Source organism: Escherichia sp. MOD1-EC6475 (genome assembly GCF_003046645.1).
Lineage (GTDB): Bacteria > Pseudomonadota > Gammaproteobacteria > Enterobacterales > Enterobacteriaceae > Escherichia > Escherichia ruysiae.
In genome coordinates, this window is the sequence record NZ_PZKQ01000022.1 from 100,606 (window position 1) to 122,198 (window position 21,593).

Annotated in this window: 21 protein-coding genes and 2 tRNA genes; 12 read left to right on the plus strand and 11 right to left on the minus strand. The window is 48.7% G+C overall.

Going from position 1 to position 21,593, the window contains the following annotated elements:
• Nucleotides 1-43: 43 nt before the first annotated feature.
• The 3 genes from lpp to ynhH form a co-directional block, all read right to left on the minus strand.
• Nucleotides 44-280, minus strand: coding sequence for a murein lipoprotein Lpp (gene lpp / locus A7589_RS06990; protein WP_000648420.1), 237 nt, complete (start codon nt 278-280; stop codon nt 44-46).
• A gap of 310 nt (nt 281-590) precedes the next feature.
• On the minus strand, nt 591-2,003 hold the full coding sequence (gene pykF / locus A7589_RS06995; protein WP_010346010.1) for a pyruvate kinase PykF: 1,413 nt from the start codon (nt 2,001-2,003) through the stop codon (nt 591-593).
• Nucleotides 2,004-2,010: 7 nt separating this feature from the next.
• Nucleotides 2,011-2,205 carry a protein YnhH gene (ynhH, locus tag A7589_RS23485; RefSeq protein ID WP_242664678.1) on the minus strand — a complete coding sequence of 65 codons (195 nt, stop codon included), beginning with the start codon at nt 2,203-2,205 and terminating at the stop codon, nt 2,011-2,013.
• A 354-nt stretch (nt 2,206-2,559) separates the two neighbouring features.
• Between ynhH and fumD the strand changes: the two genes are divergently transcribed.
• From fumD to ydhT, 7 genes are all read left to right on the plus strand, one after another.
• On the plus strand, nt 2,560-2,769 hold the full coding sequence (gene fumD, locus A7589_RS07000; RefSeq protein ID WP_000528336.1) for a fumarate hydratase FumD: 210 nt from the start codon (nt 2,560-2,562) through the stop codon (nt 2,767-2,769).
• Nucleotides 2,770-3,225: 456 nt separating this feature from the next.
• Nucleotides 3,226-3,852, plus strand: a complete 627-nt coding sequence (locus tag A7589_RS07005) for a ferredoxin-like protein (protein WP_105282555.1) — start codon at nt 3,226-3,228, stop codon at nt 3,850-3,852.
• A gap of 20 nt (nt 3,853-3,872) precedes the next feature.
• Nucleotides 3,873-5,975, plus strand: coding sequence for an aldehyde ferredoxin oxidoreductase (locus tag A7589_RS07010; protein ID WP_108188784.1), 2,103 nt, complete (start codon nt 3,873-3,875; stop codon nt 5,973-5,975).
• Nucleotides 5,976-5,987: 12 nt separating this feature from the next.
• Nucleotides 5,988-6,638 (plus strand): YdhW family putative oxidoreductase system protein, encoded by a 651-nt coding sequence (locus A7589_RS07015; RefSeq protein ID WP_010355674.1) that lies wholly within the window; start codon nt 5,988-5,990, stop codon nt 6,636-6,638.
• A gap of 63 nt (nt 6,639-6,701) precedes the next feature.
• Nucleotides 6,702-7,370 carry a 4Fe-4S dicluster domain-containing protein gene (locus tag A7589_RS07020; RefSeq protein ID WP_001602609.1) on the plus strand — a complete coding sequence of 223 codons (669 nt, stop codon included), beginning with the start codon at nt 6,702-6,704 and terminating at the stop codon, nt 7,368-7,370.
• Nucleotides 7,367-8,152 carry a thiosulfate reductase cytochrome B subunit gene (phsC, locus tag A7589_RS07025; RefSeq protein ID WP_001070023.1) on the plus strand — a complete coding sequence of 262 codons (786 nt, stop codon included), beginning with the start codon at nt 7,367-7,369 and terminating at the stop codon, nt 8,150-8,152. Before A7589_RS07020 ends, phsC begins: the two co-directional genes overlap by 4 nt.
• A 3-nt stretch (nt 8,153-8,155) precedes the next feature.
• Nucleotides 8,156-8,968 (plus strand): protein YdhT, encoded by an 813-nt coding sequence (gene ydhT, locus A7589_RS07030; protein WP_024257376.1) that lies wholly within the window; start codon nt 8,156-8,158, stop codon nt 8,966-8,968.
• An 11-nt stretch (nt 8,969-8,979) separates the two neighbouring features.
• Here the strand turns inward: ydhT and A7589_RS07035 are convergent, their stop codons facing one another.
• From A7589_RS07035 to A7589_RS07050, 4 genes are all read right to left on the minus strand, one after another.
• Complete coding sequence (locus tag A7589_RS07035) at nt 8,980-10,584, minus strand: FAD-NAD(P)-binding protein (RefSeq protein ID WP_000716874.1); 1,605 nt, start codon at nt 10,582-10,584, stop codon at nt 8,980-8,982.
• 125 nt (nt 10,585-10,709) lie between these two features.
• Nucleotides 10,710-11,015 carry a monooxygenase gene (locus A7589_RS07040; RefSeq protein ID WP_000212677.1) on the minus strand — a complete coding sequence of 102 codons (306 nt, stop codon included), beginning with the start codon at nt 11,013-11,015 and terminating at the stop codon, nt 10,710-10,712.
• 110 nt (nt 11,016-11,125) lie between these two features.
• A tRNA-Val gene (locus tag A7589_RS07045) sits at nt 11,126-11,202 on the minus strand.
• Nucleotides 11,203-11,206: 4 nt separating this feature from the next.
• Nucleotides 11,207-11,283 (minus strand) — tRNA-Val (locus A7589_RS07050).
• A 307-nt stretch (nt 11,284-11,590) separates the two neighbouring features.
• Here A7589_RS07050 and A7589_RS07055 point away from each other — a divergent pair.
• The gene (locus A7589_RS07055; protein ID WP_000534234.1) at nt 11,591-12,847 is read left to right on the plus strand and encodes an AIDA repeat-containing protein; all 1,257 of its coding nucleotides are present in this window, start codon (nt 11,591-11,593) and stop codon (nt 12,845-12,847) included.
• Between the two features lie 38 nt (nt 12,848-12,885).
• Here A7589_RS07055 and mdtK read toward each other — a convergent pair whose 3' ends face one another.
• Nucleotides 12,886-14,259, minus strand: coding sequence for a multidrug efflux MATE transporter MdtK (gene mdtK, locus A7589_RS07060; protein ID WP_001174971.1), 1,374 nt, complete (start codon nt 14,257-14,259; stop codon nt 12,886-12,888).
• Between the two features lie 215 nt (nt 14,260-14,474).
• Between mdtK and A7589_RS07065 the strand changes: the two genes are divergently transcribed.
• A complete protein-coding gene (locus tag A7589_RS07065; protein ID WP_000493960.1) occupies nt 14,475-15,101 on the plus strand; it encodes a riboflavin synthase in 627 nt (208 codons plus the stop codon).
• A 48-nt stretch (nt 15,102-15,149) separates the two neighbouring features.
• On the opposite strand, the gene cfa is transcribed toward A7589_RS07065, so the two are convergent.
• Both cfa and punC read right to left on the minus strand, forming a co-directional pair.
• Nucleotides 15,150-16,298 carry a cyclopropane fatty acyl phospholipid synthase gene (gene cfa, locus A7589_RS07070; RefSeq protein WP_000098915.1) on the minus strand — a complete coding sequence of 383 codons (1,149 nt, stop codon included), beginning with the start codon at nt 16,296-16,298 and terminating at the stop codon, nt 15,150-15,152.
• A 289-nt stretch (nt 16,299-16,587) separates the two neighbouring features.
• A complete protein-coding gene (punC, locus tag A7589_RS07075; RefSeq protein ID WP_001182343.1) occupies nt 16,588-17,799 on the minus strand; it encodes a purine nucleoside transporter PunC in 1,212 nt (403 codons plus the stop codon).
• A gap of 112 nt (nt 17,800-17,911) precedes the next feature.
• On the opposite strand from punC, the gene punR reads away from it, so the two are divergent.
• Nucleotides 17,912-18,844, plus strand: coding sequence for a DNA-binding transcriptional activator PunR (gene punR, locus A7589_RS07080; RefSeq protein ID WP_000269488.1), 933 nt, complete (start codon nt 17,912-17,914; stop codon nt 18,842-18,844).
• On the opposite strand, the gene purR is transcribed toward punR, so the two are convergent.
• Nucleotides 18,841-19,866 (minus strand): HTH-type transcriptional repressor PurR, encoded by a 1,026-nt coding sequence (gene purR / locus A7589_RS07085; RefSeq protein WP_000190978.1) that lies wholly within the window; start codon nt 19,864-19,866, stop codon nt 18,841-18,843. The genes punR and purR overlap by 4 nt on opposite strands.
• A gap of 297 nt (nt 19,867-20,163) precedes the next feature.
• On the opposite strand from purR, the gene cydH reads away from it, so the two are divergent.
• Both cydH and A7589_RS07100 read left to right on the plus strand, forming a co-directional pair.
• Nucleotides 20,164-20,253 carry a cytochrome bd-I accessory subunit CydH gene (cydH, locus tag A7589_RS07095; RefSeq protein ID WP_000102278.1) on the plus strand — a complete coding sequence of 30 codons (90 nt, stop codon included), beginning with the start codon at nt 20,164-20,166 and terminating at the stop codon, nt 20,251-20,253.
• 165 nt (nt 20,254-20,418) lie between these two features.
• The gene (locus A7589_RS07100; protein ID WP_000701067.1) at nt 20,419-21,588 is read left to right on the plus strand and encodes an MFS transporter; all 1,170 of its coding nucleotides are present in this window, start codon (nt 20,419-20,421) and stop codon (nt 21,586-21,588) included.
• The last annotated feature ends 5 nt before the right edge of the window (nt 21,589-21,593 follow it).

A 21,593-nucleotide genomic window follows, 5' to 3' on the forward strand; every position in this document is an offset into this window, starting at 1 on the left:
AAATGGCGCACAATGTGCGCCATTTTTCACTTCACAGGTACTATTACTTGCGGTATTTAGTAGCCATGTTGTCCAGACGCTGGTTAGCACGAGCTGCGTCATCTTTAGCAGCCTGAACGTCGGAACGCATTGCGTTCACGTCGTTGCTCAGCTGGTCAACTTTAGCGTTCAGAGTCTGAACGTCAGAAGACAGCTGATCGATTTTAGCGTTGCTGGAGCAACCTGCCAGCAGAGTAGAACCCAGGATTACCGCGCCCAGTACCAGTTTAGTAGCTTTCATTATTAATACCCTCTAGATTGAGTTAATCTCCATGTAGCGTTACAAGTATTACACAAAGTTTTTTATGTTGAGAATATTTTTTTGATGGGAAGGCACTTATTTTTGATCGTTCGCTCAAAGAAACATCGAACGCTGGGTTTTAGATAAAAAAATTGAGAGAAAACAGGATGCTTCCATCGGATTCATCTTAGATAAAGTGAGATTATATAGTGAAATCCGATTTGATTTTTTATTGCTTCTGGTTATCGATTAAATAAAAAAAGCGCCCATCAGGGCGCTTGGATATACAAATTAATTCACAAAAGCAATATTACAGGACGTGAACAGATGCGGTGTTGGTAGTGCCGCTCGGTACAAGTGCACCGGAAACCATTACTACTACGTCACCTTTGTGCGCCAGACCGCTCTGCAGAGCCAGTTCTTTACCCAGACGGTAGAAATCATCAGTAGAAGTGATCTCTTTGACCAGCTGCGGCACAACGCCTTTGCTCAGTACCAGCTGATGTGCAGTTTTTTCATTCGTGGTCAGTGCCAGGATGGTTGCATCCGGGAAGTATTTACGCACTGCACGAGCAGATTTACCGCCCTGGGTTGCTACGACGATCAGCGGAGCATCCAGTTTTTCAGCAGTTTCAACCGCACCACGGCACACAGCTTCGGTAATGCGCAGTTTACGGTTGTCGTTGTTGAACTCGAGACGGCTGTTCATCACGCGGTCGGTACGTTCGCAAATGGTTGCCATGATAGAAACAGCTTCCAGTGGGTATTTACCTTTTGCGGATTCACCAGACAACATTACTGCGTCAGTACCGTCGAGGATGGCGTTCGCGACGTCACCGGCTTCTGCGCGGGTCGGACGTGGGTTTTTGATCATGGAATCCAGCATCTGGGTCGCAGTGATAACGACTTTACGTGCGCGGATACATTTTTCGATCATCATCTTCTGGGCGAAGATAACTTCTTCAACCGGGATTTCTACACCCAGGTCGCCACGAGCAACCATGATGCCGTCAGAGGCTTCGAGAATTTCGTCGAAGTTGTTGAGGCCTTCCTGGTTTTCGATTTTGGAGATGATTTGGATGTTTTCGCCGCCGTGCGCTTTCAGGTGTTCACGGATTTCGATAACGTCAGAACGCTTACGGATAAAGGAAGCAGCAACAAAGTCAACGCCTTGTTCGCAACCAAAGATGAGATCCTGTTTGTCTTTTTCAGCCAGTGCCGGCAGGGCAATAGAAACGCCAGGCAGGTTCACACCTTTGTTTTCGCCCAGGTCACCGTTGTTCAGTACCTTACAGATAACTTTGTTACCTTCAATGGCGGTAACTTCCATACCGATCAGACCATCGTCAACCAGTACGGTGTTGCCGACGGACAGGTCAGAAGTGAAACCTTCATAAGTTACCGCAACCATTTCGCTGTTGCCGATAACAGATTTGTCAGTGGTGAAAGTAAAGGTCTGGCCTGCTTTCAGAGAAACGTCATTACCGCCTTCCAGTTTCATGGTGCGGATTTCCGGACCTTTGGTATCGAGCAGGATAGCGGCAGTTTTGCCGGTTTTGCTCATCACGTTGCGCAGATTCTGAATGCGCTGACCGTGTTCTGCATAGTCACCATGAGAGAAGTTCAGACGCATGACGTTCATGCCCGCGTCCAGCATTTTAGCTAACATCTCTTCAGATTCGGTTTTTGGTCCGATGGTGCAAACAATTTTGGTCTTTTTCATGACAGTCTTAGTCTTTAAGTTGAGAAGGATAGGAGAAACTTGCTTTCTGGGCGCACTGCCGGAAAGCGAATCCGGTATTACGAAAGTGATGGTGCCTCGCTCTAAGGATAGGTGACATCGAAAAAGCGTGCAGAGGAATGTGTGCTTGTGTCTCAGCCCAACGTGAGTGCCTGTTTTTGAGTCGTTGAGTTCTACAGTCCAAAGTGCTGAAACCATTCAAGAGTCAATTGGCGCGCATTATACGCTGAAATTAATCCAAAAGGAAAACAAAAACAGCGTTTCAAAAAATATACAAGTCTCCAGACAATAAATTGTTATCAAAGATTTAATGTTACAGGGAAAAGATTACGCAAAAACTTCGGTGTTTGCGCAACGTCACGAGGTAAGGTCGCCAGCCTGGGGAGTAGTGAATGTTCATCAGGTGTATAAATACACCATCGCTCAATCACTACAGTCAAAATAGTTTATAACGTTATTTATATGATTTTGTTTGATTTTTGTTTAATTGATTAGATTGATATATGCTGATAGTTGGCATGATAAATAGGTACAAAGAATGGGAAATCGGACAAAAGATGACGAACTGTACCGCGAGATGTGCAGGGTAGTCGGTAAAGTTGTGCTGGAAATGCGCGATTTGGGGCAGGAACCAAAACATATTGTCATCGCTGGCGTATTACGCACGGCTTTAGCCAATAAACGTATTCAACGCGGCGAACTGGAAAAACAGGCGATGGAAACCGTCATTAACGCGCTGGTAAAATGACCATTCAGGATGAAGTGCAACACTTCATCCTGATATGTTTATTTCAATCGCAGCCACAGCTAATTTTCATAAATAGCAACTGATGAAATTATATGAGTTTCGATATGTATTAAAGTGCATAACGGGAATGTTATTTTTATTTTCTGGAATGAATATCACAAATAATTGTCACTTAAATGAAATTAATTTCAGATGATAATAAATATCAGTTCACTTTTAATTTCTCACTTTGTGAATTTAATTGATAATGATCAATGTTAAGCCCTCAGAATAATCACATTATTTTTTCTCCTAACCATAAAGGATTAGTTTATTGGCGTTAATTCTTTTCTCATGCACTATCAGGTTAGGGAAAATATCTGGTGTTGGGGACAGAGTCAGCAGCGTATTAGTTGAATGCTTAATATCAGGCTGTTGAATTGTCAGCACTGTGTTTGCGAAGAGGATGCGAAATAAATGAACCCGGTTGGTCGTCCACTATTAGATATTGGCTTAACGCGATTAGAATTCTTGCGTATATCAGGAAAGGGTCTTGCTGGTTTAACGATAGCCCCTGCGTTACTGTCACTTTTGGGTTGCAAGCAGGAAGATATTGATAGCGGTACGGTAGGGTTGATAAATACGCCCAAAGGCGTGCTGGTTACCCAGCGAGCGCGATGCACAGGCTGCCATCGCTGTGAAATCTCTTGTACTAACTTCAATGATGGCTCGGTGGGCACTTTTTTCTCCCGCATCAAAATCCATCGTAATTATTTCTTTGGCGACAATGGGATAGGATCAGGCGGTGGTCTGTATGGCGATCTGAACTATACCGCTGACACCTGTCGTCAATGCAAAGATCCGCAATGCATGAACGTTTGCCCGATTGGCGCGATTGCCTGGCAGCAGGAAGAAGGCTGTATTGTCGTCGATCATAAACGTTGTATTGGTTGTAGCGCCTGTACCACTGCGTGTCCGTGGATGATGGCTACCGTAAATACCGAAAGTAAAAAATCCTCGAAATGTGTGTTATGTGGTGAATGTGCAAACGCCTGCCCAACAGGGGCGTTAAAAATTATCGAGTGGAAAGATATTACTGTGTGAATCTTGCAAAGGAAAAAATCATGGCTAACGGTTGGACAGGTAATATATTAAGAGTTAATCTCACGACAGGAAATATTACCCTCGAAGATTCCAGTAAGTTTAAAAGTTTTGTTGGTGGCATGGGATTCGGCTACAAAATTATGTATGACGAAGTACCGCTAGGCACTAAACCTTTCGATGAAGCAAATAAATTAGTCTTTGCTACCGGGCCATTAACTGGCTCTGGTGCTCCCTGTAGTTCTCGCGTAAATATCACTTCGCTTTCCACCTTTACCAAAGGGAATTTAGTTGTTGATGCCCATATGGGTGGCTTTTTTGCCGCGCAAATGAAATTCGCTGGATACGACGTTATTATTATCGAAGGGAAAGCGAAATCACCGGTTTGGCTGAATATTAAAGATGACAAAGTTACCCTCGAAAAAGCAGATTTCCTATGGGGTAAAGGGACGCGAGCCACGACGGAAGAAATTTGTCGTTTGACCAGCCCGGAAACCTGTGTGGCAGCTATTGGTCAGGCAGGTGAAAACCTTGTGCCGCTCTCTGGCATGTTGAATAGCCGTAATCACAGCGGCGGCGCGGGAACTGGCGCAATAATGGGTTCGAAAAACCTCAAAGCGATTGCAGTTGAAGGGACTAAAGGGGTCAACATTGCCGATCGTCAGGAGATGAAACGTCTCAATGACTACATGATGACCGAACTTATCGGTGCGAATAATAACCATGTGGTGCCAAGTACGCCGCAATCGTGGGCGGAGTACTCCGATCCCAAGTCTCGCTGGACGGCGCGTAAAGGTCTGTTCTGGGGAGCGGCGGAAGGTGGCCCGATTGAAACGGGCGAGATCCCGCCAGGCAATCAAAATACCGTGGGTTTTCGCACCTATAAATCCGTTTTTGACTTAGGTCCGGCAGCAGAGAAATACACGGTAAAAATGAGCGGCTGCCACTCTTGCCCGATTCGTTGTATGACCCAGATGAACATTCCTCGGGTCAAAGAGTTCGGCGTGCCCAGCACCGGCGGTAATACTTGTGTAGCAAACTTTGTCCATACCACCATCTTCCCGAACGGGCCGAAAGATTTTGAAGATAAAGACGATGGTCGCGTCATTGGCAATCTGGTTGGTCTGAATCTGTTCGATGACTACGGTCTGTGGTGTAACTACGGACAGCTACATCGAGATTTTACGTATTGCTACAGCAAAGGCGTGTTCAAACGCGTTCTGCCTGCTGATGAGTATGCGGAAATTCGCTGGGATCAGCTGGAAGCGGGCGACGTTAACTTCATTAAAGATTTTTACTACCGTCTGGCGCATCGCGTGGGTGAGTTGAGCCACCTGGCTGATGGCTCATATGCCATTGCGGAACGCTGGAATTTGGGCGAAGAGTATTGGGGCTACGCGAAAAATAAACTCTGGTCGCCGTTTGGCTATCCGGTTCATCATGCTAATGAAGCCTCGGCGCAAGTTGGTTCCATTGTTAACTGCATGTTCAACCGCGATTGCATGACGCACACCCACATTAACTTTATTGGCTCCGGTCTGCCGTTGAAATTGCAGCGTGAAGTGGCGAAAGAGCTTTTTGGCTCTGAAGATGCTTACGACGAAACCAAAAACTACACGCCGATCAATGACGCAAAAATTAAATATGCCAAATGGTCGCTGTTGCGGGTCTGTTTGCATAACGCCGTCACCCTGTGCAACTGGGTCTGGCCAATGACCGTTTCGCCGCTGAAGAGCCGTAATTACCGTGGTGACCTTGCTTTAGAAGCCAAATTCTTCAAAGCGATCACCGGTGAAGAGATGACCCAGGAAAAATTAGATTTAGCCGCTGAACGTATATTTACACTGCATCGCGCTTACACGGTAAAACTGATGCAAACCAAAGATATGCGTAACGAGCACGATCTTATTTGCTCTTGGGTATTCGACAAGGATCCGCAGATCCCGGTCTTTACTGAAGGAACTGACAAAATGGATCGCGACGATATGTACGCGTCTCTCACAATGTTCTACAAGGAAATGGGCTGGGATCCACAGCTCGGTTGCCCGACACGTGAAACGTTGCAACGTCTGGGGCTGGAAGATATTGCCACCGATCTGGCTGCACACAATCTGCTTCCAGCATAAGGAATGGGTGAGATGAACCATCAGGATGAGTTGCCGCTATCCGGAGTCAGCGACGTTGACGAGGCGAAGCGTCAATGGTTGCAGGGTATGCGTCACACCGGAGATACGGTCAGTGAAGACGTCGCAGAACCAGAACCGACGGAAGTTCTGGCAGAGTTTATCCGCCAGCATTCGGCTGCGGGTCAACTGGTGGCGCGTGCCGTGTTTCTCTCGCCGCCATATTCGGTTGCTGAAGAGGATCTGTCTTTTTTGCTGGAAGGCATAAAACAGAACGGAGACTACGCGGATATCGCCTGTATCACGGGAACTCACGATGATTACTATTACTCAACGCAGGCCATGAGCGAAAACTACGCGGCGATGTCTTTGCAAGTTGTGGAGCAGGACATTTGTCGCGCCATTGCTCACGTCGTTCGCTTTGAGTGCCAGACGTACCCGCGACCCTACAAAGTCGCCATGCTGAGGCAAGCGCCATATTACTTCCAGGAAGCGCAGATTGAAGCCGCGATCGCCGCGATGGATGTTGCCCCTGAATATGCCGATATACGCCAGGTGGAGTCATCGACGGCGGTGCTGTACCTGTTTAGCGAGCGGTATATGAGCTATGGCAAGGCTTATGGTTTATGCGAATGGTTTGAGGTTGAGCAGTTTCAGAATCCCTGAAATTTCAGGGAAATGTCATGGACAGGGTGGACAGTTGCAGCCACTGCATTAGGGGATAATCAGATGTCCTTCACTCGACGCAAATTTGTTCTGGGGATGGGAACAGTAATCTTTTTTACTGGCTCTGCGTCTTCTCTGTTAGCGAACACCAGGCAAGAAAAGGAAGTTCGGTATGCCATGATTCACGATGAGTCACGGTGCAATGGTTGTAATATTTGCGCCCGAGCATGTCGCAAGACCAATCACGTTCCGGCCCAGGGAAGCCGTTTATCGATAGCACACATTCCAGTTACCGATAACGACAACGAAACGCAATATCACTTTTTTCGCCAGTCATGCCAGCACTGTGAAGATGCTCCTTGCATCGACGTTTGCCCAACAGGGGCGTCGTGGCGTGATGAGCAGGGGATCGTACGGGTAGAAAAATCGCAGTGTATCGGCTGCAGTTATTGCATTGGCGCTTGCCCGTATCAGGTTCGTTACCTTAACCCTGTGACTAAAGTGGCGGATAAATGTGATTTCTGCGCCGAGTCCCGGCTGGCAAAAGGTTTTCCGCCCATTTGCGTCAGCGCCTGCCCGGAACACGCATTGATCTTTGGTCGCGAAGATAGCCCAGAAATTCAGGCGTGGTTACAGGAAAATAAATACTATCAATATCAGCTACCTGGTGCCGGGAAACCGCATTTGTATCGCCGGTTCGGTCAACATTTGATTAAGAAGGAAAATGTATGAACCCGTCGCAAAATGCTGAACAGTTTCAGAGCCAGTTGGCGAACTATGTACCACAGTTCACCCCTGAATTTTGGCCGGTGTGGCTGGTCATTGCCGGGCTATTGCTGGTTGGAATGTGGTTAGTCCTGGGGCTGCACGCTTTGCTTCGTGCTCGTGGTGTGAAGAAATCAGCCACCGATCATGGCGAGAAGGTTTATCTTTACAGCAAGGCGGTCAGATTATGGCACTGGTCGAACGCATTACTCTTCGTATTGTTGCTGGCAAGTGGGCTAATTAATCACTTTGCGCTGGTGGGCGCAGCTGCGGTCAAAAGTCTGGTTGCTGTGCATGAAGTTTGTGGATTCTTGTTACTGGTATGCTGGCTTGGCTTTGTTCTGATTAATGCCGCTGGGGGTAATGGTCACCACTATCGCATTCGTCGTCAAGGGTGGCTGGGGCGAGCGGCGAAACAAACGCGATTTTATCTGTCTGGCATTATGCAGGGGGAAGCGCATCCTTTTCCGGCGACAATGCAGTCTAAATTTAATCCCTTACAGCAGGTAGCCTATGTCGGGGTGATGTATGGATTACTGCCGTTGTTACTGGTGACGGGGCTGCTGTGTCTCTATCCGCAAGTCGTGGGCGATGTGTTTCCTGGCGTAAGATACTGGTTATTACAGGCGCATTTTGCTCTGGCATTTATTAGCCTCTTTTTCATCTTCGGTCATCTCTATCTTTGCACTACGGGGCGTACTCCGCACGAAACCTTTAAATGTATGATCGATGGCTATCACCGACATTAACGTATGATCATTACGCGAGAGAACCTGCGAGAGTGGCGTGTAGGAGCGGTAATGTACCGCTGGTTTTTGCGCCATTTTCCGCAGGACGGCAGCTATGCCGATGTTCACCATGCGCTGATCGACGAAGGGTATACGGACTGGGCAGATAGTCTGGTTGAGTATGCATGGAACAAATGGCTGACAGACGAAAACTTTGCCCGCCAGGAAGTTTCCTCTATGCAAAAGCTGGTCCCAGAACCGGTGGAACCAACATTTTGCCGCCAGCTCTCCAGTGCCGAGGATAACGCACGCGTCGGATGTTGCGACGATAACGCCAGAATAGTTACAGCAGGTTATGCGGCGCAAATTGCCAGCACGGGCTACAGCGTACGGATGGCTAGTGTGGGTTTTAACAGCCATATTGGCAGCTCAGGCGAGCGTGCCCGCGTGGCAGTGGCGGGTAACTCGACTCGAATCAGCAGTGCCGGAGATGGTAGCCGTATTGCGAATGCCGGGATGCGAGTACGCGTCTGTACTCCAGGTGAAAGGTGTCATGTTGCCAGTAATGGCGATCTGGTACAAATTGCCAGCTTTGGCGCACACGCGAAAATTGCTAACAGCGGTGATAATGTTCACATCATTGCCAGCGGTGCTAACTCAACAGTAGTCAGTACGGGCGTGGTTGACTCGATTGTCCTCGGGCCTGGTGGCAGCGCCGCACTGGCATATCATGACGGCGAAAGAGTGCGCTTCGCCGTCGCCATTGAAGGTGAAAACAATATCCGTGCCGGAGTCCGCTATCGTCTCAATGAACAGCATCAGTTTGTTGAGTGCTGATAGCTTTATCTTTAATCAACCGAAAGACGCCGACGTGCACGGGATGCAGGTTTTACAATGGCCTGCGCCATAGCCTCGCCAATTTCTGCACAAGCCGTAAGTCCCTGGACGAAAGGCCGGTTGTGCATCAGCCAGGGTAAAGCACCGAACGCCACGCGACCACGAATTTCTTCAGGTTGCTGTAGCGTATAATCTTCACCAACATCAGGGATTTCCTCGCCTGTTTTCTGCAATTGTTCGCGTAGCCCAGGGAAAGGAATATCTTTCACTTTGAGTGGACGTTGACCTCGGGCATCAATAAAAACATCAAACGAGTAGCTGTTATCCGCTGTTTTCAGAATTGTGCGTGTTTCGTTGTTTTCCATCTCGTAGTCCTCACCGAGGGCGAGAATATGAATGATCCCCGCTTCGCGTAAGGCCAGTAATCGTCTTATAGATTCTGAAGGGATTGCCGCATAATTATCGATAAAGACTCTGGCAAGACCTTTACTGAATCGCTTATGGTCGTGTTCATTCAGATGCGGCACAATTTCCTGTACAGCTTCATGCAAACGCAGAATGACATAACGCCAGGGGACGGTATGTTTTTGCCGTTTATTTTGCTCGACTTCGGCTAAGTTTTCTTCCGCCCAGCCAAAAGGGTCATGCTGTTTACGCTCGGCAAACCAGGTTTGCGCAAAGGTATCGACATTGAGGCGCTCTAACGCTATGCGTTGGCTCCAGTCTGGATCGGCAGAATTAATTTCTTGCTGTATCAATTTGAATACCCGATCCAACAGGCCTTCTGCACCTTTTTCTATTTCTGTATTTAAGGCCTGTTCTGTGACGATGCGTAACGGTTCGTAGGGAATGGGACAATAGAAATCGGCTTCCGGTAAAATGCCCGTGCGCGACATCAACGTAATGTGCAGATTTTCACTGTTGCTATCACGTTGAAAGCTAACTCGTTGTTTATCTTCTTCAATAAACGAACCATGCTGAATGGCCACTGCCATTGCCGCATCCAGTCCGCTCAAGGATGTTCCCATAATACCCACGTTACAGGCATCGACCTTTGCTTCCATCAGGCCCGACCACGGGCTGGGAAAATACGTTCGGGTTGCTTCTTCTTCATCAGGCCAGACGTGACCGGTGGCTATTACCGCTAAATCAAACGTCTCTGTGGGTAAATCCTGATTTGTAGCAAGCATCACGCCAGCATTTGTAATTTGCAGATCGGTAACCTGGCATGATTCATAAACAGCCACTTCAAATTTTTGCTGTCGCGCCTGATCTACTAATCGTAAAAATCGATCGCGGAAATATTCTCCCAACAGAATTCGCGGTAAAAACTGACGATCGTGCAGTGTTTCCTTTTTAACGCCGTAACGTTGTAGATGGCTGGCATCTTGTTTTTGTAACCATTCCAGATAAGTACAATAAATCGTTGGTATTTCAATGCTGGCAATATTTGCCAGCATTAATTTAGAGTTTTCTTCGTCGTTGTACGGCATCCCGACACCGGCCTCGTCAGCCTGTTCGAAGATGGAAATAGAAAGCGGCGTTGGTTGCTGTAAAAGCGAGAAGAGAGTGTAGATCCCTGTTGGCCCCGCACCCACAATGGCGATTTTTTTCATCATTACTTACCTGTATGTATTCTTTTGAATTTAGTGTTATCAGATAAGTTTGGTTGAAATCTTTAGAAAATGAGAAATTTCAGACAGGGATGAAAAGGGCGCCAACCGCCCTTCATGGAGACTTGTCAGGCGAGTTTGGCCTGATTGATTTTACTTAATGGTTCATTGACATCGAAAACTTTGGCGATAACTTCTGCAACGCCGAGGTTCTTCAGACGGGCAGTATGTTTATCCAGATAGGCAAGGGCACTTTTTTCATCAGTAAAAAGATAGATGCCACCAGCTTCGCGGTTCTTTTCACTTTCTGTCCACACTTTCCACAGAAAACCAGGTTCCTGATTAATCGACTCGGCAAGCGGTTTAAGCTGTTCGGCCATTTCATCGCCAAAGGGGCTATTAAATGCAAAGTGAAGCTGTAACAAAGTCGCCATAGCGATTCTCCTTCTGATAACACATACAAAATAGTATAAATTTTTTAATGTGTTGGATACAGAGAAGAAACAAGGGAATACAAGGAGAGAGGAGACCAGACTAAAAAATCTGGTGCGTCCGAGTGGACTCGAACCACCGACCCCCACCATGTCAAGGTGGTGCTCTAACCAACTGAGCTACGGACGCAGGATGGTGCGTTCAATTGGACTCGAACCAACGACCCCCACCATGTCAAGGTGGTGCTCTAACCAACTGAGCTATGAACGCAACGTTGTAGGTGACAACGGGGACGAATATTAGCGGCAGAGTGGGAAGGTGGCAAGAGGCAAAGCGTAATTTTCTGCGGTATTTCGACCGTTTGCAGAGCTTTTAAGCAAATTGGCTATATTTTGTTGATTTGCAAGGGTGATTTTTGGTCAGAGTCATTTTCACATCTGACACAACCCACTATCTCGCGCATCAGGATATAAATCCAGTCGTTTCCCAGCAAATCAATTCTATCGTGGATAAATCCTCCGTAGCCTTTACACTTAGGTAGCGATAAGGGCACACAGATGCAGCAAAGGAATAAATCATGGGATCTGATGCAAAAAACTTGATGAGCGACGGGAAAGTGCAAATTGTTAAGACCGGCGAGGTCATTAGCGCGACTCAACTCACTGACGGTGAGTTGCTCGTTGAGACAGGCGGAAGAGCTGAAAACACCGTAGTGACAGATGCGGGCTGGCTGAAAGTGGAAACTGGTGGGATCGTCAGAGGCACACAGTACGGCAACAATGGCACGTTATCAGTCGGTGACGGTGCAATTGCCACAGACATCATTCAGTCCGACGGTGGAGCAATTAGCCTCTCAACGCTCGCTACTGTTAATGGCCGCCATCCAGAAGGAGAATTTAGCGTTGATCAGGGCTACGCCTGCGGTTTGTTACTGGAGAATGGCGGTAATCTGCGCGTACTGGAAGGCCATCGGGCAGAAAAAATTATTCTCGATCAGGCTGGTGGTTTATTGGTCAACGGGACGACTTCATCTGCAATAGTGGATGATGGCGGTGAATTGCTGGTTTACCCTGGTGGAGAAGCTTTCAACAGCGCAATTAACCAGGGCGGAGTCTTTATGCTGGCGGGGAAAGCCTGCGATACGACGCTTGCGGGCGGGGCCATGAATAACATAGGCGGAGAAGATATTCATACCCTCGTTGAGAACGAAGCCGTTTATCGCCTTGGGACAGACGGTTTACAGCTCTATAGCTCCGGTAAGACAAAGGATTTGGCGGTTAATGCCGGAGGCCGTGCTGAAATTCATGCTGGTACGCTGGAAAATGCACTGCTGAAAGGTGGCTCGATGATTGTCATGTCTCCCACCAGCGCGGACGATAAATTTGTCGTGGAAGAGGGTTGTGCGCCAGTTGAACTGATGGGGAACGTTGCCGTACAAGAAGGTAGCTCTTTGATTATTGGTTACGGTGCTGATTTACAACAGTCAACGGTTACGGTACAGCCGGGAGGCGTGATGATCCTCGATGGCAGTACGGTAAAAGGTGACAATGTCACTTTTCGTGTTGGTGAATTAAACCTTGATGGCGGAAAAGTTTGGCTGATCACGGCAGCAGCCACACATGTGCAACTGAAAGTGAAACGACTGCGCGGAGAGGGAACGATTTGCCTGCAAACCAGCGCGAAAGAAATTTCACCTGACTTCATCAATGTGAAAGGGGAAATTAGTGGCAATATCCTCGTTGAGATAACGGATGCCAGTCGGCAACCAATTTGCGGTGCGCTTAAACTGCAACCTGACGAAGACAGGATTGGCGCAACGCTCCAGCCCGAATAAAAACTAAGGCGCAATCTGTGAAGGTTGCGCCTTGTTTTTTAGCGAGCTGCGCGTTGCAGAATGATGGCTGATGGCAGACGTTGCAGGAAACGCATACGCAGCATCATCATAATAGCGGCAGAAGTCAGGCCAATAATAAAGCCGATCCAGAAACCTGCTGGCCCCATTGGCTCAACCACCAGATCGGTCAGCGCCAGAATGTAGCCGCTCGGCAAGCCTAATACCCAATATGCCGTAAAGGTAATATAAAAAATCGACCGCGTATCTTTATAACCACGCAAAATCCCACTGCCGATAACCTGTATGGAGTCAGAAATCTGATACACCGCCGCCAGCAACATCAAATGTGCCGCCAGCGTTACGACCTCAGGATTATCGTTATACAGCAGGGCAATCTGCTCCCGTAGTGAAACCGTGAAAATTGCGGTCAGAGTCGCCATACAAACGCCAACCATAAGCCCTGTTCGCGCGGCTGTTTGTGCATCCAGCGTTGAGCCCTGACCCAGACGATAACCAACACGGATGGTTACCGCTGCGGCCAGCGACATTGGAAGAACGAACATCAACGAACTGAAGTTCAGTGCAATCTGGTGGCCTGCCACATCGATAATACCGAGTGGAGATACCAACAGCGCCACTACAGCAAACAGTGTCACTTCAAAGAACAACGCCAGCGCGATAGGTAGACCAAGCTGCACCAGCCGTTTCAATGCGGCAGGATCGGGTTTAGCGGTGCCTTTTTCGTTGCGGATATCGCGCATGGAACGGGCATGTTTAATATAAGAAACCATGGCGAGGAACATCACCCAATACACAGCCGCCGTCGCTACACCACAACCGACGCCACCGAGTTCAGGCATTCCGAAATGACCATAAATAAAGATATAGTTAACCGGAATGTTCACCAGCAGGCCAATAAAACCCATCACCATCCCAGGTTTGGTTTTTGCCAGACCTTCACACTGGTTACGCGCGACCTGGAAGAACAGATAGCCCGGAGCACCCCACAGCAGTGCACGCAGGTAACCTACCGCTTTATCGGCGAGTGCCGGATCGATATTTTGCATGGAGCGGATGATATAACCCGCATTCCACAGAACCACCATAATGAGCACTGAGACAAAGCCGGCTAGCCAGAAACCTTGTCGTACCTGATGCGCTATGCGTTCACGGCGACCAGAACCATTCAATTGCGCAATCACTGGCGTCAACGCAAGCAGCAGTCCGTGACCGAAAAGAATAGCCGGGAGCCAGATAGATGTACCAATGGCGACCGCCGCCATGTCGGTGGCGCTATAGCCGCCCGCCATGACAGTATCGACAAAACCCATCGCTGTTTGGGCGATTTGCGCGAGAATCACCGGGATTGCTAATGCTAATAACAGACGCGCTTCACTGATATACTTCTGCACGTGAACACCTTTTATATTGTTGTTATATGAGAGACTAAAAAGCCGCCTGAATGGGCAGCAAAAAGAAGAAGCAGGGGAAATTCAGTCTATTGTAGCGAGGATTTATTAATTCTCCAGTGAAAAAATAACCATTCAGCCCCCTTTACTGGTAAGGGTGTTTCCCACCTGCTATTGTGCTGAACAGAATGCCTTAACTGATTTCAGGAGTTGTAAGTATGTTTACGGGGATAGTGCAGGGCACTGCAAAACTGGTGTCGATTGACGAGAAACCAAATTTTCGTACTCATGTGGTTGAGTTACCTGACTATATGCTGGATGGTCTGGAGACCGGTGCGTCTGTGGCACACAACGGTTGTTGCCTGACCGTGACGGAAATCAACGGTAACCATATCAGTTTTGATCTGATGAAAGAGACGTTACGCATTACTAATCTTGGTGATTTACAGGTTGGGGATTGGGTAAACGTAGAGCGTGCGGCTAAATTCAGTGATGAAATTGGCGGACATTTAATGTCGGGTCATATTATGACCACCGCTGAAGTAGCGAAAATATTAACCTCTGAAAATAATCGCCAGATCTGGTTTAAAGTGCAGGATAGTCAGTTGATGAAATATATCCTGTACAAAGGATTTATCGGAATCGACGGTATTAGCCTGACCGTGGGCGAAGTAACGTCAACACGTTTCTGCGTACATTTAATTCCAGAAACGCTGGAACGTACCACTCTCGGTAAGAAAAAACTCGGAGCGCGCGTCAATATTGAAATCGATCCACAAACTCAGGCAGTGGTAGATACGGTAGAACGTGTGCTGGCGATGCGGGAAAAGGCGCAGAATCAATAACGGACTGAAATATGATATCGCCCCCAAACGGGGGCGATAGAATAACATTTAGCGTGCAACCCGAAGGCCGTTTTCAACCCCTCGAGAGAACACCACTTGCCAGAGCTGAATATCACGGGCGCGGAAAGCACCAGCGCAAGCATTCAGATAATAGGTAAACATCCGTTTAAAGCGTTCACTGTAATTATCCGCAATTTCCGGCCATGCGGCGAGGAATCGCTCATACCAGGCCATCAGCGTGGTATCGTAATCGGCGCCAAAGTTATGCCAGTCTTCCATCACAAAGTGTGGTTCGCTGGATTGAGCGATCTGGCGTACAGAGGGCAGACAACCGTTCGGGAAAATATATTTATTAATCCATGGATCAACATTCAGATCGGTTTTTTTCGAGCCGATAGTATGTAACAGGAAAATACCTTCCGGTTTCAGATTGCGATCCACCACCTCAAAATAGGTGTTGTAATTTTTCGGCCCGACGTGTTCGAACATTCCCACTGAAACAATGCGGTCAAATTGATCGTTCAGGTCACGGTAATCTTGCAGCAAAATGGTGACATCCAGACCTTCACAGCGATCCTGAGCCATTTTCTGCTGTTCAGCAGAAATGGTGACACCTACCACGCTTACGTCATAGTTAGACGCCATGTAGTGCGCCAGTCCGCCCCAACCGCAGCCAATATCCAGCACACGCATCCCTGGCTTCAACTGCAATTTTTCGCAGATCATTTTAAGCTTCGCTTGTTGGGCAGATTCCAGATTATCGGCATCTTTCCAGTAAGCGCAGGAATATTGCATGAAGGGATCAAGCATACGGCTGAACAGATCATTACCCAGATCGTAATGCTCTTTGCCAACTATCCAGGCACGTTTTTTACTCTGCAGATTGAAGAGACGAGCGCCAGCGATGCGCAGAGTGTCTTTGAAATGATGGGGGAGTTGGTTTTCGAGACCTGCGCGTAAGACTTTGCTAAAAAACATATCCAGTCGTTCACATTCCCACCAGCCATCCATATAACTTTCGCCTAACCCCAACGAACCTTCCTGTAGAACGCGTTTAAAAAAATCGGGGTTTTTAACACGAATATCCGCCGGGGCAGAACCGTTGATGGCTATACCGGCGCGGCTAAGTAATTCGTTGGCGATTCTGTACCAGTTGTCATCCGGTACGCTGACTTCTTCTATACACGATGAACTCATAGTTTCTCCATCACTGGTCGGTGATCAGAACCTTAAAACAGCGTAGACGCTTTTTGGGCTTTGTGAGAAATCTCGCAGAAAATCCGCGAGTCTATAATCCGACGTAGAACAGAGGGAAAGGAGGAACCCTTGCCGAAATGACCATCCATAGCAATCCGGGAACGCTCCTGTCCCCGTAAAAACATAATATTTATCGTAATCTTAACAACTGGAAATTAGTATAGGCCGCTAATTTCAATCATACAACAAAATTTTGTTAGCAGCCTAAGTATAAAGATGTCGATATAGATCAATGTGATTCGCTATGAGCGACTTCGGCATTGCCATGATTCTGGCAACCAGATTCTTCACAACGTTGCATCATGTAACCCAGAGAAGCCAGTACCACGGTCGATAACATCACGCAGGTGGTGGTGAGCAGTGGTGTGCTAACGCTGATGAGCCAGGAAACCACAAGGCTTGCGAGGAAGCACAGTCCCAGTTGCAGTGTGTTCTGCAATGCTGCGGCGCGGCCGGTCGCATGTGGGAAGGGGCGCAGCGCCTGCGCGACAACAATCGGGTAGATTGCGCCGTTGGCAATAGCCATCACACAGAATGGGATCAGAATTTCGACCAGCGAAACATGGCTAATGAAGCCAGCAGCCCAGGTCGCCACGACGCTGACAGCAAACAGCGCCAGCAGCCACGGTAATAATTGTTTGCCTTGCCATTTCTGCAATGCTGCGCGACAGCCATAACCACCAATCAGAAACGCGATGGTTTGTGGTACATAACTTAAACCAATGACTGCCGGGCTGTAGCCCATCTCGCTAAGGATGAACGGTGAACCGGTCAGCCAGGCAAAGAAACTGGCTGAACAGGCCGCATAAATCAGCACGTTGCCGCGATAGGTTTTTGAACGCAGCAGATCGGTAAAGGTCAGTCCATCCTGACTGTCGTTACGTGCTTTAGTCGTAGGTTTAAGCCAGAAAATGGGCAGAATAAGCACCACGGTAATGGCAAATAAGGTCGCGAAAATCGCCTGCCAGGAAAAATGAACCAGCAGCCAGCTACCTAAAAGAGGAGCAAGGGCAGGAGAGAGTCCCACTAATGGCATGATAGTGGCGAAAATACGATTCACTTTTTGTGAAGGATAGTAATCCGTCACCAACGCCTGCCAGATAACTGCGGCGGCACAGACACCAACCGCTTGCACAAACCGTAATACCAGCAGAGTGATGGCGTTATCCACCCATAACATCCCCAGACTACCTAACGCAAAAATTGTCAGGCCGATTAATAACACCGGTTTACGACCATAACGGTCGGAGAGCGGCCCCCACAGAAGTTGGGCTGCGGCAAAACCGGCAAGGAACAGACTAAGGCTGGCACTGACAGCAGACGCAGGCGTTTGCAAATCGGCCTGAATGGCGGCGAAAGCGGGCAGATACATATCGGTTGCCAGAAAACCGAGTACGCTCAAACCCGCCAGCCAGACTAAAAATCTTTTCCCAGGTTGCATGTATATTCTCTAAATTTCTCAATTAAACACCGTCGCAAAGTGTAGGGAGTGAAATTCCTGTTGTGAAACGGTAATATTTGATGGCTGGTTTCAAAAATTTTGCAGGCAAACTATGTGGTCTGAGTATTCTCTCGAAGTGGTTGATGCGGTAGCGCGTAATGGCAGTTTTAGTGCTGCGGCTCAGGAGTTGCATCGTGTTCCTTCTGCGGTCAGCTATACCGTGCGTCAGCTGGAAGAGTGGCTGGCGGTGCCGCTTTTTGAACGGCGTCATCGTGATGTGGAACTGACCGCTGCCGGGGCGTGGTTTCTCAAAGAAGGGCGCTCTGTTGTCAAAAAAATGCAGATCACGCGCCAGCAATGTCAGCAGATTGCGAACGGCTGGCGTGGTCAGTTAGCCATTGCGGTGGATAATATCGTCAGGCCAGAACGTACACGGCAGATGATCGTTGATTTCTATCGTCATTTTGATGACGTTGAACTTCTGGTATTTCAAGAAGTATTCAACGGTGTCTGGGATGCGCTTTCTGACGGGCGCGTGGAACTGGCGATTGGCGCGACACGAGCGATTCCGGTGGGCGGTCGTTATGCCTTCCGTGATATGGGGATGCTGAGCTGGAGCTGTGTTGTTGCCCGCCATCATCCGCTTGTGTCAATGAATGGACCATTCAGCGATGATACATTGCGCAACTGGCCGTCACTGGTGCGCGAAGACACCTCACGGACGCTACCCAAACGTATTACCTGGCTACTGGATAACCAAAAGCGCCTGGTTGTACCGGACTGGGAATCATCGGCAACGTGTATTTCGGCCGGGTTATGCATCGGTATGGTGCCGACACATTTCGCCAAACCGTGGCTTAATGAGGGGAAGTGGGTAGCACTAGAACTGGAAAATCCATTCCCTGATTCAGCATGTTGTCTGACCTGGCAGCAGAATGATATGTCGCCTGCTTTAACCTGGTTGCTTGAGTATCTCGGCGATAGTGAGACGCTGAATAAGGAGTGGCTGCGGGAGCCTGAAGAGACTCCCGCAACGGATGATTAACGACGATAGTCGCGGAACGGGCCATCAGCCACGGAGCGACGTTCAATCAACCGTGGATGAACTTCAATTGACTGCGGTTCTTCGCGTTTGTTGACGATACGATCCAACAGCATATTGAACGCCGTTTCACCCAGCGAATCTTTTGGCTGATGGATAGTGGTCAGTGCCGGGGTAAAGTAGCGAGCATTGCGCACGTTATCATAACCGATCAGCGAAACATCCTGCGGGACGCGCAGACCCATTTCATCAGCGGCACAGAGCGCGCCCATCGCCATAATATCGCCGCCACAGAAGACTGCGGTAGGTCTGTGCGGTTGCGACAGGATTTGCTGCATGGCGCGATAACCTGATTCAGGCTCAAAGTCACCTTGCACAATCCAGTTTTCCGGCACCTTGATCATGGCTTCTTCCATCGCTTTCATAAAGCCCGCCAGACGGCCTGCACCGGTGTTACGCTCCAGAGGACCCGGAATAACACCGATTTCGCGGTGACCGCGTTCAATCAAATAGCGCCCGGCCATGTAACCGCCTTCAAAAGCGTTATCGATAACCGCATCGGTAAAGTCTGCTTTTGCTTCACCCCAGTCCATCACCACCATCGGGATATGGCGATACTCTTCCAGCATCGCCAGCAACGGTTCCGGATACTCAGAACACATCACCAGCAGGCCATCGACGCGTTTTTGCGCCATCATCGACAGATAAGCCCGCTGTTTCTCAAGATTGTTCCACGCATTGCCCAGAATCAGCGTGTAGCCTTTCTGGAAGCAATTTTTTTCTACCGCTTCAATGATCTCGGCGAAATAGGCCGCTTCGCTGCTGGTCGCCAGCAAACCGATAGACTTGGTGTGGTTGACCTTCAGGCTGCGCGCCACCGCGCTAGGGGAGTAGTGTAATTCTTTGATCGCCGCCCACACGGCATTGCGCGTTTCTTCAGCGACAAAACGTGTTTTGTTGATTACGTGTGACACAGTTGTAGTGGAAACGTTTGCTCGCTTCGCTACATCTTTTATTGTTGCCATTCCATTTCACTCCAGACCCTAACTTCAGCTCCTGCAAAATCGCAAGGTAAACGTTTGCCTTTACACACCTTACGCACAACAAAAGTGTTGCGGTACGCCGGGAAAATGACACAGAGCGTCAGGAAGGGGTCAATGGCCAGTACGCAAATAATGTAAGCGTGGAATTTTGGCCGATCTTGATGAAAAGGGGAAGTAGTAAAAACACTTATCATTATAAATGGCGGGAGATTTTTTCATCACAGTATGTAAAAATGCGTAATATCACTTTTTGTGGGGTAATAAAAAGGAGAAAACTTGATGAGCACCGACCTTAAATTTTCACTGGTAACAACCATTATCGTTCTTGGTTTGATCGTGGCCGTGGGTTTGACTGCCGCGCTGCACTGATTTCCCCTCGAGGGAGCGCGTTCTCCCTCACATCTCCTTCCTCTTTGTTAGCAAATTGGCAAAAGTGTTTTCTCTTTTTGTTATTTTCATTCTTTTGTGATTGATGTCATGCTTTCGCCACTTTGATGAACATCGCGTGATGACGCGAAGAGGTGGAGATTAGGCATGAAAATTAACTATCCGTTGCTGGCGCTGGCAATTGGCGCGTTTGGTATCGGGACAACGGAATTCTCGCCAATGGGCTTGTTGCCCGTTATTGCGCGTGGTGTGGATGTCTCGATTCCAGTTGCCGGAATGTTAATCAGCGCCTATGCGGTTGGCGTGATGGTTGGCGCGCCATTGATGACGCTTCTGCTTTCTCATCGTGCCCGCCGCAGTGCGCTGATTTTCCTGATGGCGATTTTCACCCTCGGTAACGTACTTTCTGCCATCGCACCGGATTATATGACGCTGATGCTTTCACGCATTTTAACCAGTCTGAATCACGGGGCGTTTTTTGGCCTGGGGTCTGTCGTGGCAGCAAGCGTGGTGCCAAAACATAAACAGGCCAGCGCAGTTGCCACTATGTTTATGGGCTTAACCCTGGCGAATATCGGTGGCGTTCCGGCGGCAACCTGGCTTGGGGAAACTATTGGCTGGCGTATGTCATTTCTGGCAACGGCGGGGCTGGGTGTGATTTCAATGGTGAGCCTGTTCTTCTCGTTACCAAAAGGTGGCGCAGGAGCGCGGCCTGAAGTGAAAAAAGAGCTGGCGGTACTGATGCGTCCGCAGGTGCTGTCTGCATTGCTGACGACGGTGCTGGGCGCTGGTGCAATGTTCACCCTCTACACCTATATTTCTCCGGTACTGCAAAGTATCACTCACGCAACGCCGGTGTTCGTGACGGCAATGCTGGTGCTGATTGGCGTTGGGTTCTCTATCGGTAACTATCTCGGCGGTAAACTGGCAGATCGTTCGGTCAATGGTACGCTGAAAGGCTTTTTGCTGCTGTTGATGGTGATTATGCTGGCGATCCCGTTCCTGGCACGAAATGAGTTTGGCGCGGCAATCAGCATGGTGGTGTGGGGCGCGGCAACCTTTGCGGTCGTACCGCCGTTGCAGATGCGTGTGATGCGTGTCGCCAGCGAAGCTCCGGGTTTGTCTTCATCAGTAAATATTGGTGCCTTTAACCTTGGAAATGCGCTGGGTGCCGCAGCCGGTGGTGCAGTGATTTCCGGTGGTCTGGGATACAGTTTTGTGCCGGTGATGGGGGCGATTGTCGCGGGACTGGCATTGTTGCTGGTGTTTATGTCAGCCAGAAAACAACCTGAAGCAGTTTGCGTTGCCAACAGCTAATAAAA